Origin of the sequence: Paracoccus zeaxanthinifaciens ATCC 21588, assembly GCF_000420145.1 — a bacterium.
Lineage (GTDB): Bacteria > Pseudomonadota > Alphaproteobacteria > Rhodobacterales > Rhodobacteraceae > Paracoccus > Paracoccus zeaxanthinifaciens.
This window is the reverse complement of sequence record NZ_ATUJ01000002.1, coordinates 176,752-194,219: the sequence shown is the minus strand read 5'-3', so window position 1 is coordinate 194,219 and position 17,468 is coordinate 176,752. Positions and strand designations below refer to the sequence as shown.

At 67.2% G+C, this 17,468-nt stretch carries 17 protein-coding genes; 7 read left to right on the top strand and 10 right to left on the bottom strand.

What is annotated here, in order from left to right; genetic code table 11:
• Positions 1-11: 11 nt before the first annotated feature.
• From F804_RS0102720 to glpD, 3 genes are read right to left on the bottom strand one after another with little or no spacing between them, the layout of a single operon-like run.
• Positions 12-1,082 carry an ABC transporter ATP-binding protein gene (locus F804_RS0102720; RefSeq protein ID WP_022706213.1) on the bottom strand — a complete coding sequence of 357 codons (1,071 nt, stop codon included), beginning with the start codon at positions 1,080-1,082 and terminating at the stop codon, positions 12-14.
• A 12-nt stretch (positions 1,083-1,094) separates the two neighbouring features.
• The gene (locus F804_RS0102715) at positions 1,095-2,177 is read right to left on the bottom strand and encodes an ABC transporter ATP-binding protein (protein WP_028725537.1); all 1,083 of its coding nucleotides are present in this window, start codon (positions 2,175-2,177) and stop codon (positions 1,095-1,097) included.
• Positions 2,178-2,213: 36 nt separating this feature from the next.
• Positions 2,214-3,803, bottom strand: coding sequence for a glycerol-3-phosphate dehydrogenase (gene glpD / locus F804_RS0102710; protein WP_022706211.1), 1,590 nt, complete (start codon positions 3,801-3,803; stop codon positions 2,214-2,216).
• A gap of 261 nt (positions 3,804-4,064) precedes the next feature.
• Here glpD and F804_RS0102705 point away from each other — a divergent pair, with 261 nt between their 5' ends.
• Entirely contained in the window at positions 4,065-4,823 is a 759-nt protein-coding gene (locus F804_RS0102705) for a DeoR/GlpR family DNA-binding transcription regulator (protein ID WP_022706209.1), read from the top strand.
• On the opposite strand, the gene F804_RS0102700 is transcribed toward F804_RS0102705, so the two are convergent.
• Together F804_RS0102700 and F804_RS0102695 are read right to left on the bottom strand one after the other, a co-directional pair.
• Positions 4,820-5,833: a nucleotidyltransferase family protein gene (locus tag F804_RS0102700; protein ID WP_022706208.1), complete on the bottom strand. Its 1,014-nt coding sequence runs from the start codon at positions 5,831-5,833 to the stop codon at positions 4,820-4,822. The two genes, F804_RS0102705 and F804_RS0102700, sit on opposite strands and share 4 nt — an antisense overlap.
• A 63-nt stretch (positions 5,834-5,896) precedes the next feature.
• The gene (locus F804_RS0102695) at positions 5,897-6,589 is read right to left on the bottom strand and encodes a hypothetical protein (protein ID WP_022706207.1); all 693 of its coding nucleotides are present in this window, start codon (positions 6,587-6,589) and stop codon (positions 5,897-5,899) included.
• Between the two features lie 428 nt (positions 6,590-7,017).
• Between F804_RS0102695 and F804_RS0102690 the strand changes: the two genes are divergently transcribed.
• On the top strand, positions 7,018-8,322 hold the full coding sequence (locus F804_RS0102690) for an AAA family ATPase (protein ID WP_022706206.1): 1,305 nt from the start codon (positions 7,018-7,020) through the stop codon (positions 8,320-8,322).
• Positions 8,319-9,416 (top strand): ParB/RepB/Spo0J family partition protein, encoded by a 1,098-nt coding sequence (locus F804_RS0102685; protein WP_022706205.1) that lies wholly within the window; start codon positions 8,319-8,321, stop codon positions 9,414-9,416. Before F804_RS0102690 ends, F804_RS0102685 begins: the two co-directional genes overlap by 4 nt.
• Positions 9,417-9,490: 74 nt before the next feature.
• Here F804_RS0102685 and F804_RS15435 read toward each other — a convergent pair whose 3' ends face one another.
• Positions 9,491-10,420, bottom strand: coding sequence for a homocysteine S-methyltransferase family protein (locus F804_RS15435; RefSeq protein ID WP_022706204.1), 930 nt, complete (start codon positions 10,418-10,420; stop codon positions 9,491-9,493).
• 135 nt (positions 10,421-10,555) lie between these two features.
• On the opposite strand from F804_RS15435, the gene F804_RS0102675 reads away from it, so the two are divergent.
• The gene (locus F804_RS0102675; protein ID WP_022706203.1) at positions 10,556-11,494 is read left to right on the top strand and encodes a 2-hydroxyacid dehydrogenase; all 939 of its coding nucleotides are present in this window, start codon (positions 10,556-10,558) and stop codon (positions 11,492-11,494) included.
• A 10-nt stretch (positions 11,495-11,504) separates the two neighbouring features.
• The gene (locus tag F804_RS0102670; RefSeq protein WP_022706202.1) at positions 11,505-12,239 is read left to right on the top strand and encodes a class II aldolase/adducin family protein; all 735 of its coding nucleotides are present in this window, start codon (positions 11,505-11,507) and stop codon (positions 12,237-12,239) included.
• A 13-nt stretch (positions 12,240-12,252) separates the two neighbouring features.
• On the opposite strand, the gene F804_RS0102665 is transcribed toward F804_RS0102670, so the two are convergent.
• From F804_RS0102665 to F804_RS0102650, 4 genes are all read right to left on the bottom strand, one after another.
• Positions 12,253-13,074 (bottom strand): ABC transporter permease, encoded by an 822-nt coding sequence (locus tag F804_RS0102665; RefSeq protein ID WP_342662140.1) that lies wholly within the window; start codon positions 13,072-13,074, stop codon positions 12,253-12,255.
• A gap of 25 nt (positions 13,075-13,099) precedes the next feature.
• Positions 13,100-13,819, bottom strand: a complete 720-nt coding sequence (locus tag F804_RS0102660; RefSeq protein ID WP_022706200.1) for an ABC transporter permease — start codon at positions 13,817-13,819, stop codon at positions 13,100-13,102.
• Between the two features lie 64 nt (positions 13,820-13,883).
• Positions 13,884-14,654 (bottom strand): transporter substrate-binding domain-containing protein, encoded by a 771-nt coding sequence (locus F804_RS0102655; protein ID WP_022706199.1) that lies wholly within the window; start codon positions 14,652-14,654, stop codon positions 13,884-13,886.
• Between the two features lie 19 nt (positions 14,655-14,673).
• On the bottom strand, positions 14,674-15,441 hold the full coding sequence (locus F804_RS0102650) for an ABC transporter ATP-binding protein (protein WP_022706198.1): 768 nt from the start codon (positions 15,439-15,441) through the stop codon (positions 14,674-14,676).
• A 178-nt stretch (positions 15,442-15,619) separates the two neighbouring features.
• On the opposite strand from F804_RS0102650, the gene F804_RS0102645 reads away from it, so the two are divergent.
• Positions 15,620-16,270, top strand: coding sequence for a TetR family transcriptional regulator C-terminal domain-containing protein (locus F804_RS0102645; protein WP_022706197.1), 651 nt, complete (start codon positions 15,620-15,622; stop codon positions 16,268-16,270).
• 17 nt (positions 16,271-16,287) lie between these two features.
• Positions 16,288-17,466: a pyridoxal phosphate-dependent aminotransferase gene (locus F804_RS0102640; RefSeq protein WP_022706196.1), complete on the top strand. Its 1,179-nt coding sequence runs from the start codon at positions 16,288-16,290 to the stop codon at positions 17,464-17,466.
• Positions 17,467-17,468: the final 2 nt, after the last annotated feature.

The window sequence follows — 17,468 nt, the reverse complement described above, 5'->3', positions numbered from 1 at the left end:
CTCCCCTGCGCTCAGGCCGCGGTCACGCGCCAGTCGTCGGCATAGATGCTGACCTTGGCGGGATCGACGACGACCCGGTTCATGCCCTCTCCCAGGGGCTGATCCTCGGGGGCGATGATGTTCAGCTCGTGGCCCGCAAGATCGGCGCGCACGATGCGGTGGCGGCCCACATCCTCGATCCGGCGGATCGTGACGGGCAGGCCGTCCGCATCGCTCAGGCGCAGATGCTCGGGGCGGATGCCCAGCTGCAGGCGACCCTGCGGCGTGCCGTAATGGCCCGCCAGCGGAACGGTGCCGCCGGGGATGCGCGCCTCGGCGCCCGCGACCTCGGCGGGCAGAAGGTTCATCCCGGGCGAGCCGATGAAATATCCGACGAAGGTATGCTCGGGCCGCTCGAACAGCTCGTCGGGGGTTCCGATCTGCACGACGCGGCCGTCATACATCACCACCACCTTGTCGGCGAAGGTCAGCGCCTCGGTCTGGTCATGGGTGACATAGATCATCGTGTGGCCGAAATCGTGATGCAGCTTCTTCAGCTGGGTGCGCAGCTCCCATTTCATGTGCGGGTCGATGACGGTCAGGGGTTCATCGAACAGAAGCGCGTTCACGTCCTTGCGGACCATGCCGCGCCCAAGGCTGATCTTCTGCTTGGCATCCGCCGTCAGCCCGCGCGCCTTGCGGTCCAGCATGTGCTCCATCCCGATCATCGCCGCGATCTCGGCCACGCGTTCGGCCACATAGGCTTCGGGGCGGCCGCGGTTGCGCAGCGGGAATGCCAGGTTCTCGCGCACGGACATCGTGTCGTAGACGACCGGGAACTGGAACACCTGCGCGATGTTGCGTTCCGCCGTCGGCGCATCGGTCATGTCCTGCCCGTCGAACAGGATGCGCCCCTGCGACGGGCGCAGCAGCCCCGAGATGATGTTCAGCAGCGTCGATTTCCCGCAGCCCGAACTGCCCAGCAGCGCATAGGCGGCGCCGTCCTCCCAGACGTGGTTCAGTTCCTTCAGCGCGAAATCATCGGGGCCCTTCGGGTCCGCCAGATAGGAATGCGCCAGGTTGTCCAGCGTGATCTGTGCCATCGGTCCCCTCCCTCAGGCTGCGTCGGCATAGGCGGCGGGCGTGACCAGCGCGCCGTCTTCGCCGAAGACATAGACGTGGCGCGGCTCCAGCCAGACCGGCATGACCTGCCCGATCGGCAGGTCGTGGACGCCGTGGACCAGCCCGACCCACCGTTCCTGCCCGCGATCCAGGTGCACGAAGGTCTCGGACCCCGTCAGCTCGGTCACGCCCAGGCTGGCTTCGAAGCGCAGGGCGCGGGTGCCGGGATCGGCGATCATCAGGTGGTTGGGGCGGAACCCCGCGCGATAGCGGCCATCGGCAAGGCCCGCGAAGGGCGCGCCCTCCAGCGGGGCACCATCGGCGCTGGCCCGTCCGTTCGCGACCGTCACGTCCAGGAAATTCATCGGCGGGTCCGAGAAGACCCGCGCCGTCGTCGCATCGACCGGACGGCGATAGACGCCTGCGGTCGGGCCGAACTGCGTGACGCGCCCCTCCCACAGGGTGGCGGTGTTGCCGCCCAGCAGAAGCGCCTCTTCGGGTTCGGTCGTGGCATAGACGAAGATCGCGCCGGATGCCTCGAAGATGCGCGGGATCTCGACCCGCAATTCCTCGCGCAGCTTGTAATCCAGATTGGCCAGCGGCTCGTCCAGCAGCACGAGGCCCGCATCCTTGACCAGCGCGCGCGCAAGGGCGCAGCGCTGCTGCTGCCCGCCCGACAGTTCCAGCGGCTTGCGTTCCAGCATCGGCGTCAGGCGCATCATCTCGGCGGCCTCGTGGACGCGGCGCTCGATCTCGGGGCGCGGCACGCCCAGCAGTCGCAGGGGCGATGCGATGTTGTCGAAGACCGTCATCGCCGGATAGTTGACGAACTGCTGATAGACCATCGCGACCTTGCGGTCCTGCACGCGCATGCCGGTGACGTCCTGGCCTTCCCAGAAGATGCGCCCCTCGGTCGGGCGGTCCAGCCCCGCCATCAGCCGCATCAGCGACGTCTTGCCCGACAGCGTCGGCCCCAGCAGCACGTTCATCGTGCCCTTTTCCAGGCGCAGGTCGGTCGGGTGGATATGCACCTGACCCTCGACCGACTTCGCAGCGCCCCGCAGTTCCAATGTCATCTTGTCCATCCCCCTCCCCAGGGACGGGTGTGAGACCTAGGCCGCACCCCCCATTCGGCCCGCACGGGCCAGCATCCATTCGTCCAGGGCCGCGATCTGCGCATCCTCCATGCGCAGGCCCAGCTTGCTGCGACGCCAGACCACGTCCTCGGCGCGGGCGGCGTATTCATGATCCATCAGCCAGATCACCTCGGCCTCGGTCAAGTCCGCACCGAAGGCGATGCCCATGTCCGCGGCGTCCTTGGCCGATCCCGTGACCGCAGCGGCCTCGGTGCCGTATGCGCGGACCAGACGGCGGGCCCACCGGTCCGACAGGAAGGGATGGGCCGCGCGCAGGTCCGCGATCAGCGTCTCGACCCCGTCCACCGGAAAATCGCCGCCGGGCAGCGGGACGCCCGCGGTCCATTCGCCCTTGGACAGGCTCAGATGCTGGCCGATCTTCTCCAGCGCGGATTCCGCCAGCCGGCGATAGGTGGTGATCTTGCCGCCGAAGACGTTCAGCACCGGCGCGCCCGCGCTCTGATCCACGGTCAGCACGTAATCGCGCGTGGCCGCAGTCGCGCTCTTGGCGCCGTCGTCATAGAGGGGGCGTACGCCGCTATAGCTCCAGACCACGTCATCGGTCGTCAGTTCCTGGCGGAAATACTGGTTCGCGAAGTTCAGAAGATAGTCGCGTTCCTCGGGCGTGCATTCGGGCTTCTGCCCCGCATCCGTATGTTCCTTGTCGGTCGTGCCGATCAGGGTGAAATCGGTCTCGTACGGGATGGCGAAGATGATCCGCCCGTCGGTCCCCTGGAAGAAATAGCACTTGTCGTGATCGAAAAGACGCTTCGTCACGATATGCGAGCCGCGCACCAGCCGCACGCCTTCGGTCGAGTTCAGACGCAGCTTGCCCTGGATGATGTCGCCGACCCAGGGGCCGCCCGCATTGACCAGCATCTTCGCGACATGGGTGCGGGTCGTGCCGTCCGCATCCTCGACGGTGACGTGCCACAGCCCGTCGCGCTGTTCGGCGCCGGTGACGCGGGTGCGGGTCATGATGCGCGCGCCGCGGGCCTCGGCGTCGCGGGCGTTCAGGACGACCAGCCGCGCATCCTCGATCCAGCAGTCGCTGTATTCATAGGCGTGGTGGAAGCGGTCCTGCAGCGGCGCGCCTTCGGGCGTCCCGTCCAGCGACAGGGTCCGCGTTCCGGGCAGGATCTTCCGGCCGCCAAGGTTGTCGTACATGAACAGGCCCAGCCGGATCAGCCAGGACGGGCGCCGCCCCTTCATCCAGGGCATGACCATCCCCATCAGCTTCGAGGTGGGCGTGTCGTTCTCGAAGCGCATGTCGGGATGGAAGGGCAGCACGAAGCGCATGGGCCAGCTGATATGGGGCATGGCGCGCAGCAGGGTCTCGCGCTCGATCAGGGCTTCGCGGACCAGGCGGAACTCGAAATATTCGAGGTACCGCAGCCCCCCGTGGAACAGCTTGGTCGATGCCGAGGACGTCGCCTGCGCCAGGTCGCCCATCTCGGCCAGGGTCACGCTCAGGCCACGGCCCACCGCGTCGCGCGCGATGCCGCATCCGTTGATGCCGCCGCCGATGATGAACAGGTCGTCGGGTGCCGTGCTGGGCGTGGACATGTGCCACCTCGTCTTGAAGTATTGTGCCAACACTGGCGGATTTCGCGCAAAAAGGAAACGGTTTTATTTTCCTTCATGTTCGCTTTGCAGAAACGTCACGATTCCAGCGCCGTAGGCTGGCTGGGTCAGCCCGTCTGACGCGTTTCGCGCAGGTTCGCGCATGCCGATCCACCCTGCCCTGCCGAAAACCGCGCGAAAGCGAACATCTTGCCTTGCGACGAATCGCGTGCGACAGATTCGGAGCAGCCACGGGGACGCAACATGTCGCAATCCTTCCGCCAGCCCGAGATCCTCGAGATCGCCCGCCGCGACGGCAAGGTCACCGTCGAGGGGCTGGCCCAGCATTTCGGCGTCACGCTGCAGACGATCCGTCGCGACCTGACCGACATGGCCGAGGCCGGGCGGCTGGAACGGGTGCATGGCGGCGCGATCCTGCCCTCGGGGGTGGCCAATATCGGCTACGAGGAACGCCGCTCGCTGCACGAGGATGCCAAGACCGCCATCGCGCGCGCCTGCGCCGCCGAGGTCCCCGAGAACATCTCGCTGTTCCTCAATATCGGGACCAGCACCGAGGCCGTCGCCCGCGAGCTGCTGGGCCATCGCAACCTGCTGGTCGTCACGAACAACATCAACGTCGCGAACATTCTGGCCCAGAACCCCGATTGCGAGGTGATCGTGACGGGCGGCAGCCTGCGCCGCGCCGATGGCGGACTGGTGGGCAACCTGGCCGCGGACACCATCCGCAAGTTCAAGTTCGACCTAGCCGTGATCGGCTGCTCGGCGCTGGACCCCGATGGCGACATGCTGGATTTCGACATCCAGGAGGTGGGCGTCAGCCAGACCGTCCTGCGCCAGTCGCGCCGCACCTTCCTGGTGGCCGACCATTCCAAGCTGTCGCGCAGCGCGCCCGCCCGCATCGCGTCCCTGTCCGAGCTCGACCGCTTCTTCACCGACAGGCCCCTGCCCCGCCCGCTGGCGCAGGCCTGCGCCGATTGGGGCACCGAGGTGACCGTCGCCTAGAGCGCGCCCAGCACCGCCGCCGTTTCCGGCATCCGTTCCAGGCTGGCCGCGATGCGTTCGCGCCAGCGCGGGCCCTGCTCTCGCGCATCCTCCAGCGCATCCAGCAGGTCGTCGGGGCGGTCGCGGGCCAGCGCCTCGATCAGCCATTCGGCCTGCGCGCGGTCCTTGGCGGCCTTCAGTCGCGCCTGCCCCTGGCGCCGTTCCGAGACGATCAGCTTGTGGATGGCGAAACGCTCGGGGCGCGGGATCTGCACCAGCACGCCGCTGCGATAGGGGATCGCCGCCGGGATCGGTTCCGCGATCAGCCAGTTCAGGTGCCGCAGTGCCTGCGCCTGCACGCCCAGGGCGGGCAGATCGCGCAGCCCCTCCTCGCCGAAGGCGGGGGTCAGGAACTCGACCAAGGCCTGCCCCTGCGTCTGCCGCCAGCGCCATGTGCGCCCCGGCTCCAGGCTGGGAACGGGGGCGAAGTCGAAATCGCGCAGCACCTCCTGCACGGGGGGTGCTGCCGCATCCTCCAGCGCAAGGGACAGGCGTTCGAAGCTGGCGATGTCGATATCGTCGGTCTGCGCGGTCTGTTCCAGCGACAGGGCCAGGTTCAATTCGCCCTCGTACAGGCGGAAGGCGTGGGTGCCGACGACCGTGCCGCCCAGCCGGAACACCCCTGCCCCGGCCAACGCGGCCATCAGGCTGCCGGTCGTGGGATCGAGGCCCAGGAACCCCTCGGCCCGCAGCAGCCTGACCAGCCGCGCCCGCGCACGACGCCGTGCCTCGGCCGGTTCGCGCGCCTCGCGGGCGGCCTGCATCCGGGCGGTCATCTGGGGATCGTCCTCGCCCAGATAGCGCTTGCGGACCTCGGCGCCCACGCGAAAGCTGTCATACCAGTAGCCGCGCCCGTTCCGCTCGACCCGTGTGGGCGTGCCACGCAGATCGCCGACCGCCTCTTCGCGCAGGGAACGCAAAAGGTCGTGATAGGCCGCATGAGCGATGGCGGAATGGGGTTTCAGCGTCATGTTCAACAATCCTTGCAACTGTTGAATACGGTGATGTTCAACGAATGACAAGATTGTTGAACATCACCCCTGCCCCACCTCGATCACCACGCCCACAAGGCTTGGATCGACCCGCCGCGCGGCGGTCTGCAGCCTGACCGACAGATGCGTGCGCAGATAACTTGCGTGGAAACGAGAGGGGGCCGAGACGACAAGGCGCCCCGCATCGTCGCGCCCGATCTCGGTCAGAGGGGCCAGCCAGATATCGGCCAGGGCCTGATCCTCCTGCGCCAGAAGCGCGAAGATCCGCGGCCATTCGCCCTGCCCCTGCGGGCCCGGAACGTCGCGGCGGAACGGAACGACATTGGCCGTGGGTTCGGGGATTTGCGTTCGCTCGGACATGCGGGCGACGTAATCCTCGCCGATATTCGACCAGGCCGGGCGAGTGTCCAGAAGGATGCGTTCGAGGTCGATCCCCAGAACCGAGACCCGCCCCCGTGCGCCCTGGCGCTTGACCGTGATCCAGCCGAGATCGCGCAGCTTCGCCATCTCGCGCTTGACCGTGCGTTCATCGACGCACCAGAGCCGCGCGATCTCGCGCTGGCCCACCGCAAGCTCGTTGCGCTGCCAGTTGTACCTGGTCGTGATCAACGCCACGAGGCGCATCACCAGCCGCTGTCGGTTCTGGTCCTGCGACAGACCATGTGCCGTCAGGGCCGACAGGATGTCGTATTTCTTCGCCGCCGATTCCCGGCCGACGGGCCTGATCACCTGCATCGCCGCTCCTGCTGCCGGTTTGCCCGGCCTTGCCCTCTGGACGTCGGGGATCTTGGCGTCCCGCAAACGTCTTTCGCCTCATGGCAGGCATTAGCGTCCTGTTTCGTGATTCTGTCAAGAGAGCGTGATGCAACGCACGGTATTCATCCCGTATCAAGGATCAAGAATAGGTATCATATGGTATAGGGGGTCACCTTGGGCGTCCCCTATAAGACCTGCCATGTCCCCTATTGCGGTGTGATGTCCCGACCCTTGTCCCGTTTTATGGCCCGATGCATTGCCGCAGCACCGATTCGTGCAGCCGTGGCAGGGGTTTGCGCTGCCGTGAAAGAAGCGCCCGCAGATTAAACTTCCCTTTTGCCAAAAACGCAAATCCGGCGTAAAAGCGAAGGCACCGATAATCTGCGTCCTAAGAATACAGGCAAATCATGTACACGCACGAAGACCTCGCAAGACTGCAGGCGCAGTCGCTCAAGATGCAGGGCTGGATCCGCAGGCAGACCTTCAGTCCCTCGAACGAGAAGACGCTGCGCCGCTTCTCCAGCTGGGAGGTGTCCGAGCTGATCTTTCGGATCAACCAGTCGACCTTCCGCGGCAAGCTGGCGGCGGATCCGAACCTTCCCCTCGGGGAAGTCGAGGAGGATGGCCGCCAGCGCTGGTTCAGCCTCGACGAGGTCAACGAGTTGCGCCGTCGCATCCGCATCAACCGCAAGTCCCTGATGCCCCCCCGCCCCGAGGGCAAGCGCGCCTTCCGCGCGGCGATCGCGAACTTCAAGGGCGGCGCGGGCAAGTCGACGGTGGCGCTGCATTTCGCCCATGCCGCGGCGCTGGACGGCTATCGCGTTCTGGTGGTCGACTTCGACCCGCAGGCGACCCTGTCCCACAGCATGGGCCTGTCGGATGTGGGCGAGGATCACACCGTCTGGGGCATCATGGCCCGCGACCTCGAGCGCGAGACCGACCGCATGAACGCCGCCGCGCAGGGCGCCGAGAGCGGGACCGCCCTGCCCCAACGCAAGTTGCCCTCCTCGATCCGGGACATGGGCCTGGGGTCGTTGCGGCCTGCCGATTTCATCAAGCAGACGGCTTGGCCGACGATCGACATCGTTCCCAGCTGCGCCAACGCCGCCTTCGTCGAGTTCGCAAGCGCCCAGTATCGGCACCTCAACCCGGAATGGACCTTCTTCGGCGCGGTGTCGCGCTTCCTCGACGGGCTGCCGGACGACGCCTACGACCTGATCCTGTTCGATTGCCCGCCTGCGATCGGCTACCAGTCGATGAACGCGGTCTTCGCAGCCGACATGCTCTATATCCCGTCGGGGCCAGGTTACTGGGAGTACGACTCGACGACCAGCTTCATCGGCCAGCTGTCCGAGGCGCTTGAGGATCTGTCGCACGGTTTCGAATCCTTCCCCACGGGGAAGATCACGCTGCCCAAGCAGTTCACCGATGTCCGCTTCCTCATGACCCGCTACGAGCCGTCGAACGAACTGCACCAGGCGATGCTGAACGCCTTCGGGCAGGTCTTCGGCGACCGGATGGCGCAGCACCCGATCGAACTGACCCGCGCGGTCGAACAGTCGGGCCGCTTCCTGTCCTCGATCTACGAGATCGACTATCGCGAGATGACGCGGGGGACGTGGCGGCGCGCGCGGGCGACCTTCGATCAGGCCTACGAGGAATTCCGCGGCCACGTGATGGCCGCCTGGGACAAGCTGGAGGATGCAGCATGAGCCGCAAGCGCCGGATGTTCGACATCGACATCCCGACCGAGGATGAGCCGCAAACCTTCCCCGCGGGGAAGGACGACAAGGAAAGCCGCCGCGGCCCGATGGCCGCAGCCATCGCCGAAACCGCCGAGAGCAGCCGCGACCGCGCCAAGGTCGAGGCCCAGATCCGGGCCGAGAACGACGCGCTTGCGCAGGAACATGTGCGCCTGAAGCGGGCAGGGCTGATCACCGACCTGATCCCGCTGGACGCGATCGACACCCAGAAGCTGATCCGCGACCGCCGCCCGGTCGCCGACTTCGAGCTGGAGGAGCTGGTCTCGTCGATCCGCGACATCGGGCTGTCGAACCCTATCCGGGTCGAGCCGGTGGGCGAGGGGCGCTACGAGCTGATCCAGGGCTGGCGCAGGTTGTCGGCGTTCAAGCGGCTGCTGGACGAGACGAAGGACGCCGACAAATGGGGGCGCATTCCGGCGGGCATCTCGGCCAAGGGCGAGGCGCTGGACGACCTGTATCGGCGCATGGTCGACGAGAACCTAGTCCGCAAGGACATCTCGTTCGCCGAAATGGCGCAGCTGGCGCTGCACTATGCCATGGACCCGCTGACCCCCGAGAACGATCCCGAAAAGGCGGTCGCGATCCTGTTTAAGTCGGCGGGCTATCAGAAGCGCAGCTATATCCGGAACTTCATCCCGCTGGTCGAGAAGCTGGGCGAGACGCTGATGTATGCGCAGGAGATTCCGCGCGCGCTCGGGTTGTCGCTGGCGCAGCGGCTCGAGGATGTGCCGGGGACCGGGGCGGCGATCAAGGCCGAGCTGAAGAACTGGGACACGCGGTCGATTACCGACGAGCTGGAGGTGCTGCGCCGCTATGCGGGGCAGGGGGCGCCTGCACCTGCGGGCAAGGCCGCCAAGCCGTCGGGCGAAAAGCAGCCGGCGGGCAAGGCCAAGACGACTTTCCAGTTGCGCCGACCCCAGGGACAGGCGAAATGCGTCGCGGCGAATGGGCGGCTGGAGATCCGGCTGCCGCGCGACTTCTCGACCGTGGACCGGCGCAGGCTGGAGGCCGCCGTGGCCTCGATGCTGGACCAGATCGAGTGATCTTCCCCGCGGGGAAGATCACTTAACCCATTGATAATAAACAAAAAGGGCGGATTTACCGCCCTTTTTCGTTGTCAGGCGCCCTGTTCCGCGTCGATCAGGTCGTGGCGCTTCAGCAGATGGTCGCGCAGCCGCTCGATATGGGGGGCGTTGATCCCGCAGCAGCCGCCGACCAGCGTGGCACCTGCGGCGATCCACTTCTCGACCCAGTTGCCGTAGTTCAGCGGGTCCAGGTCGGCGCGGATGCCCGACAGGGCCTCGTTGGCGGCACGTTCGTCGTCCTGGCTCTCGAAGGCATTGGCATAGACGCCGACGGGGATGTCGCGATCGCCGATCACCGTCTTCGCGATGCGGATCGCGCCCTCCATCACCTCGGGCATGGAGCAGTTGAAGAGGATGGCGGACGCGCCCGCGCCGATCGCGGCCTCGACCGCCTCGGCCACGCCTTCGCGCGACCGCAGGACCGGCGTGCCTTGCGCGATGGCCGCCGCGTCGTCGCGCAGCGTGTAGGACACCCAGAGCGGATGCGGCGATCCGGCGACGGCGGCGGCGGTGGTCGTCGCCTCCTCGATGCTGCTCATGGTTTCGGCCAGCCACAGGTCGACATGCGGCTGCATGCCTGCGACCAACACCGACAGGATCTGCGCGGCGGCCTGTGCGTCGAATTCCTCGGGGATGTAGGACCCGCAGGCCGGGGGCAGGGCGCCCGCGACCAGCACGCCGGGTTCGGCATCCGCAGCCTCGCGCGCGAGGCGACCGGCGCGGTCCGCCAGTTCGGCACCGCGTTCGTCGAAGACCGACTGCCCCAGGTGGAAGGGCACGACGGCATAGCTGTTGGCCGTCACGACCCGCGATCCCGCCGCGATGAAGGCGGCATGCGCGTCGCGGACCTTGGCAGGTTCGTTCATCAGCGCCAGCGCCGACCATTCCGGCTGGCGCAGCGTGGCGCCCTGCCGTTCGAGTTCGCGGCTCATGCCGCCGTCCAGAAGGGTGATCCCGCTCATGTCATGTTCCTCGGGCGATGTGGTTCCGGCGCCGCTGCTAATCGAAAGGGCAGGGGGATGACAGACCCGTGCTTTCGGTTGCGTCGCGGCGATGTTGTTATACAAACGGTCAACAAGCAGGCGAAAGGGGGTTTCATGGACCGCATCGAGGGCGTGTATCTGAGCGACAGTCTGGATCTGCAGGCGCTCTATGGCGATTACCTGGGCGAGGATGTCGTGCTGCGGCGGCCCGAGGATGTGGCGGATCCGGCGGCGGTGCGCCTGGCGGTGTGCTGGCAGCCGGGGCAGGGGGCCTTCGCGGCCTATCCGAACCTGGAGGTGGCCATGTCCATCGGCGCAGGCGTTGATGCGCTGCTGGACCATTCGGGGCTGCCCGGCCATGTCGGCATCGCGCGCGTGCGCGATCCGCACCAGGCGGCGCTGATGGCGGGCTTCGTCGCCCACGAGGTGCTGCATGACAGCCGCAATTTCCCGCAGATGGCGGCCAATGCGGCGCGGCGCGTCTGGCATCCCCATCCCATGCAGGCCCCTGAGGCGCTGCGCATCGCCGTTCTGGGCCACGGCACGATGGGCCGCGCCGTGATCGAGGCGCTGCGCGTCTTGGGCTTCACGCTGCGGGTGGCCTGCCGCAGCACGCCGGATGCGCCGCTGCCGGGGGTGACCTATCTGACGGGCGACGATGCGGTCGGGCGCGCCGCCGACGGGGCGGATGTGCTGGTGAACGTGCTGCCGCTGACCGACGCCACGCGCGACATCCTGGACGCCGCGCTGCTGTCGCGGCTGGCCCCCGGCGCGCGGCTGATCCAGATCGGGCGGGGCGAGCACCTGGTCGAGGCCGACCTGACCGCCGCGCTGGATGCGGGCCATCTGTCGGGCGCCACGCTGGACGTGTTCCGGACCGAGCCTCTGCCCGCCGATCACCCCTTCTGGGCGGACGAGCGGCTGCGCATCACCCCCCATATCGCCAGCGATTCCATCCCCGAGGTGGTCGCCGACCAGATCATGCGCACCGCCCGCGCACTGCGCGACGGCCAGACGCCTGACCTGCTGATCGACCGCAGCCAGGGATACTGAGGAGATACCGATGACCGATCCTGAATGGCAGACCCGGATCGAGCTTGCCGCCTGCTACCGGCTGGCGGCGCATTACCGGTTCACCGACCTGATCTATACCCATATCACCGCCCGCGTGCCGGGGCAGGAGGGGGCGTTCCTGATCAACCCCTATGGCCTCGCATGGGAGGAGATCACCGCATCCTCGCTGGTCAAGATCGACGTCGAGGGGAACAAGCTGGATGACGGCCCCCACGGGGTCAATCCGGCGGGCTTCACCATCCATTCCGCGATCCACCGCGCCAATCACGATGCGGCCTGGATCATGCACACCCATTCGCGCGCGGGCGTCGCCGTCTCGGCGATGGAGGAAGGGCTGCTGCCGCTGAACCAGATCGCGCTGCAGTTCCACGGGCGCACGGCCTATCACGACTACGAGGGGATCGCGCTGGACCTGTCGGAACGCGACCGCATCGTCGCCAGCATGGGCGACAGGCCGGTGCTGATCCTGCGCAATCACGGGCTGCTAGCCACCGGCGACAGCGCGGCGCGGATGTTCAACAACATGTTCTATCTGGAACGCGCCTGCGAGATCCAGGTCGCCACCCTGTCGATGGGCCGTCCGCTGCGGATGGTGGACGATGCCACAGCCGCCCATGTCGCCGCGCAGTACCAGGGCAACATGGGCGAGGATGACGATCTTGCGCTGGAATGGGCGGCGCATCTTCGCATGCTGGACCGCACCGCCCCCGATTTCCGCGACTGAAGGAAGGGGGGCCTCAGCCCCCCGAGGGCATCCGCCCTTCCAGCCATCTCAGCGCGATCGTCAGGATCGCGCTGAGGCAGAGATAGATCCCCGCCAGCAGCAGCAGCGGCTCGTAGGTCAACAGCGTCGCCTGCCGGACCCGCGTGACGATCGCATAGAGATCGGCGACCGCGATCGTCGCGATCAGCGGGGTCGATTTCAGCTGCAGGATGATCTCTCCGGTCAGGACGGGCAGGGCGCGATGGACCGCGCGCGGCAGCCAGACGCGGAAGAACACCTTGCGGGGGGACATGCCGAAGGCGCGGGCGGCCTCCAGCTCTCCGTTGGGGACGCCGGCGAAAGCGCCGCGCATCACCTCGCCCTCGTAGGCGGCGAAGGATATGGTCAGCGCCAGCAGCCCATAGGGCCACGCCTCGCGCAGATAGGGCCAGGCCCAGGTCTCGCGGATGACGGGATAGGCCGCGAACAGCGACCCCAGCCCGTAATAGAGCAGCCACAGCTGCAGCAGCAGCGGCGTGCCCCGCACCACGGTGCAGAAGCCCGATGCCAGCCAGCGCAGCGGGCGCGGGCCGATGACCTGCACCACGCCCAAGGGGAGCGCCAGCGCGAAGCCCAAGATCACGCTGCCCGCAAGCATCCACAGCGTCGTCAGAAGCCCGCCCCACAGCCGCGGCAGATAGGCGGGCAGCCAGGACCAGTCCATCTGCGTGACCATCGCCGCAAGCCCCGTCAGGGCCAGCGCCAGCATGATCAGCCGGTGGGGCATCAGCAATCCGCGCAGGCCCGCCAGAAGCTGGGCGCCGGTCGCGGGGCGAAGGGGTGTGATCGTGTCCATGTCGGGCATCGTGTTTCCCCCTTTCTCAGCGCGGGGCGACCATGCCGCGGCGGGCATGGCGCTCGAACAGGCGCAGGACGACATTCGATCCAAGCGTCAGGATCAGGTACAGAAGCCCCGCCGCGATGAAGAACAGGAAATATTCCCGCGTCGCGGCCGCCGCCTGCTTGGTCACCAGCGTCAGTTCGCTGAAGCCGATCACCGCCAGAAGCGCGGTGTCCTTGGTGGCGATCATCCACAGGTTCGCCATGCCGGGAATGGCATGGGGCAGCATGGCGGGCAGGGTGATGCGGCGCATGACGCGCATGGGGGACATGCCGAAGGAATGTGCGGCCTCGATCTGGCCGCGCGGCACGGCAAGGATCGCGGCGCGGATCACCTCGGTGGTGTATCCCCCCTGCACGAGGCCGATGACCAGGATGCCCGCGGCAAGCCCGTTCACGTCGATGCCCCCGGCGCCGAACAGGCCCATCAGCCGGTTCAGCAGGTCCGTGCCCGCATAGTAGAAGATCAGCATCAGCACCAGTTCGGGCACCGCGCGGATGGTCATGGTATAGATTTCGGCCAGGTCGCGGGACACCCGCCCGCCATAGAGCTTGGCCACAGCGCCCAGGATGCCGATGACGATGCCCAGGGCATACCCGCCCGCGGCCAGCTGGATCGAGCGCCAGAAGCCCGCAAGCAGCGCGCCCCCCCAACCCGGAGAGTTCAGGGCCAGAAGCCCGAAGTCGATGGACTGAAACAAGATCGCGTCCGTTCTGTCGTGTCTGTTGCGACCGGCCCCGATGGCGGGGCCGGCCGGTCGGGCGTCACTCGCCGTAGATGTCGATGTTGAACCAGGGTTCGGCCAGCTTGGCATAGGTGCCGTCGGTGCGGATTTCCGCGATGGCGGCGTTCATGCGGCCCAGCAGCTCGGTATCGTCCTTGCGCAGGCCGACGCCCACGCCATAGCCCAGCACATCGGGGTCGTTCTGCACCGCGCCCAGGTATTCGCAGCAGGCCTGCCCCTGATCCGAGTTGATGAACGGGTCCATCGCCAGCGCGTCGCCGATCACGGCATCCAGCCGGCCCGCCGCAAGATCCTGCAGTTCCTCGTCCAGCGTCTGGTAGACGCGGATCTGCCCCGCCACGTCGCCGTAATACTTCTCGGCATAGACTTGCTGGATCGAGCCGGACTGCGCGCCGATGATCGCGCCTTCCAGCGCCTCGGGGCTGTTGCCGTACTTGCTGCCCTTGGCGACGATCAGGCCGGTCGGCGTGTCGTAATACTTGTCCGAGAAGCTGATCTGTTCCGCGCGCGCGGGCGTGATCGACATGGAACCTACGATCATGTCGATCTTGCCGGTGTTCAGCGCGGGGATGATGCCTTCCCACGCGATGGGGGTGACTTCGCATTCCTCGCCGATGCGGGCGCACATCTCGTGCATGAAATCCACCTCCCAGCCGGTCCATTCGCCGCTGGCATCGGGCGTGTAGAAGGGCGGATAGGGTTCGGCCGAGACGCCGACCTTCATGACCTCGGCCATTGCCGGGGTGGCAAGGCCGGTTGCGACGGCAAGGGCTGCTAGGATGCGTGTCATGTTCTCTCCTGTTGCGGTGTCACGCGGCATTCCCGAGGAATTGCCGCAGATGGGGCGACCGGGGGTCGCCGAAGATCTGCTCGGGCGGGCCCTGTTCCTCGATCCTGCCGTCGCGCAGATAGACCACGTGGCTGGCGACGTCGCGGGCAAAACGCATTTCGTGGGTCACGAGGATCATCGTGCGCCGTTCGGCGGCCAGGTCGCGGATCACGGCCAGCACCTCGCCCACCAGTTCGGGGTCCAGCGCCGAGGTCGGCTCGTCCAGCAGCATGGCCAGCGGATCGACCGCAAGAACGCGGGCGATGGCGGCACGCTGCTGCTGGCCGCCCGACAGATGCGCGGGCCATGCATCGGCCTTGTCGGCCATGCCCACGCGTTCCAGCGCGGCACGGGCGCGGGCCTCGGCCTGTGCGCGGGGCAGGCCAAGGACATGGACCGGAACCTCGGTCACGTTGCCCAGCACGGTGCGGTGCTGCCACAGGTTGAAGTTCTGGAACACCATGCCAAGCTGCGCGCGGATGCGCTGGACCTGCCGCGGATCGGCGGGCACGAGGCCGCCGTCGCCGGGACGCATGCGGTATTCCTCGCCCCGGATGGCGATGCTGCCGGAACTGGGCTGTTCCAGCAGGTTGATGCAGCGCAGCATCGTGGACTTGCCCGAACCCGACCCGCCGATCACGGCCACCACGTCGCCCGGACGGGCCGTCAGCGTCACGCCGCGAAGCACATGCGCATCACCGAAGCTCTTGTGCAGATCGATGATCTGGATGGCGGGGTCGTCCTGCATTCCTGTCCTTTCGCGTTCGTGGCGTCGGCGGGTTGAATTTCCCGTCTTGTTGTACGACTGTAAAACAATGACGCCGCGATGACAGTGGTTACCCGAACGGAGGCTGCATTTCGATGGAAAAATGGGCGGTTCTGCCTTTTGCCTGCGCACTGCCTGAATATTGGGCAGGCACCCCGGCATGACCCGGCGCAGCTTCCAGCGCCTGTCCGAGGATGCGCGCCGCAACGACCTGCTGGAGGCCACGCTGGCGGTTATCGCGGATTGCGGGATCAACGCAGCCTCGGCCCGGCGCATCGCGGAACGGGCGGGCGTGTCGGCGGGCCTGATCCGGCACTATTTCGCATCCAAGGAGGAGATGCTGCACGCGGCCTATGCCCATCTGATCGGGCAGCTGATCTCGACCGCCGCGGAACAGGCCGATCTGGGCGGGACGGATGCCGATGCGCGGCTGGCGGGCTTTGTCGAGGCCAACCTGTCGGCCCCGAACCTGTCGGATTTCAAGCTGTCGCTCTGGGCGACCTTCATCGGGATGATCCGCTCGGATGCCGCCTATGCCGCGATCCACCGCGACGGATACCGCGAATTCCTGGAAATGCTGCAGGTCATGATCGCGCCGGTCCGCGCGGCCCATGAGCTGCCCGCGACACCCGCCGATTGCCGGCTGCTGGCCATCGCGCTGAACGGGCTGATCGACGGGCTGTGGCTGGAAGGGTCGCTGGAACACGGGCTGTACGATCCGCGCGAGCTGGCCGCCATCGGCCTTCGCGCCGCCGAGGACATCCTGCGATTGCCGGAAGGCACGCTTCTCCGCCACCGGGCGGGACAATGACACAAGGGACACATGCCATGCGCTATGCCGACATCACCGACAGGCTTGCCAATCTGGGCGGCGACAAATGGGCGCTGCACAATGCCGCCCGCGCCGCGATCGCGGCAGGCGATCCCGTGATCGAGCTGACCATCGGAGAACCCGACATCACCACCGATCCGGCGCTGATCCGCGCCTGCATCGACGCGCTGAACGCGGGCCGCACCCGTTACTCCAACGGGCGGGGCGAGGCGAACCTGATCGAGGCCCTGATCGACACCTATCGCCCGCGCATGCCCGAGATCGCGCCCGGAAACATCCTGTGCTTCCCCGGCACGCAGACCGCGCTTTATGCCGTGATGCAGGCGCTGGTGCAGGACGGGCAGGGGGTGCTGATCGGCGATCCCTACTATGCGACCTATGAGGGCGTCGTCCGTGCGACGGGTGCCCATGTCCAGCCCGTGCCCCTGCGGATGGAGGACGGGTTCGTCCTGCAGCCCGACGCCCTGGCCGCCGCGATCACCCCCGAAAGCCGCGTCCTGCTGCTGAACACGCCCCACAACCCCACGGGCGCGATCATCCCCATCGAGGTGCTGGAACGCATCGGCGATCTGGCCGTCGCCCATGACCTGTGGATCGTCTGCGACGAGGTCTACGAGAAGCTGATCTTCGCGGGCGAATTCGCATCCCCCCTGCAGATCGCGCGCCTGAGGGATCGGGTCGTGGTCGTCTCGTCGATCTCGAAGACCTTCGCGGCGACGGGCTTCCGCAGCGGCTGGGCCATCGGACCCGAGGAATTCTGCGACCGGCTTCTGCCCATCTCGGAGACGATGCTGTTCGGCAACCAGCCGTTCATCGCGGACATGACCGAGGCTGCGCTGCGGGGCCATGTCGATACCGCCGACAGGCTGCGCACCGCCTTCGCGCGCCGCGCGGGCATCGTGCAGCGGGCCGTGTCGCGGGTACCGGGCCTGCGCGCCGACATGCCCCGCGGCGGCATGTTCATCATGGTCGATGTGGGCGGCACCGGTCTTGACGGCGACGCCTTCGCCTGGCGCCTGATGCAGGAGAAATCCGTGGCCGTCATGCCCGGCAGCTCTTTCGGGGCCGAGGCCGCGAACCTGGTCCGCATCGCGCTGACCGTGCCAGACGAGGTGATGGAGGACGCGATGACCCGCATCGCCGACCTGTGCGCGGCGCTGGCCGTCCCGGCCTGAGG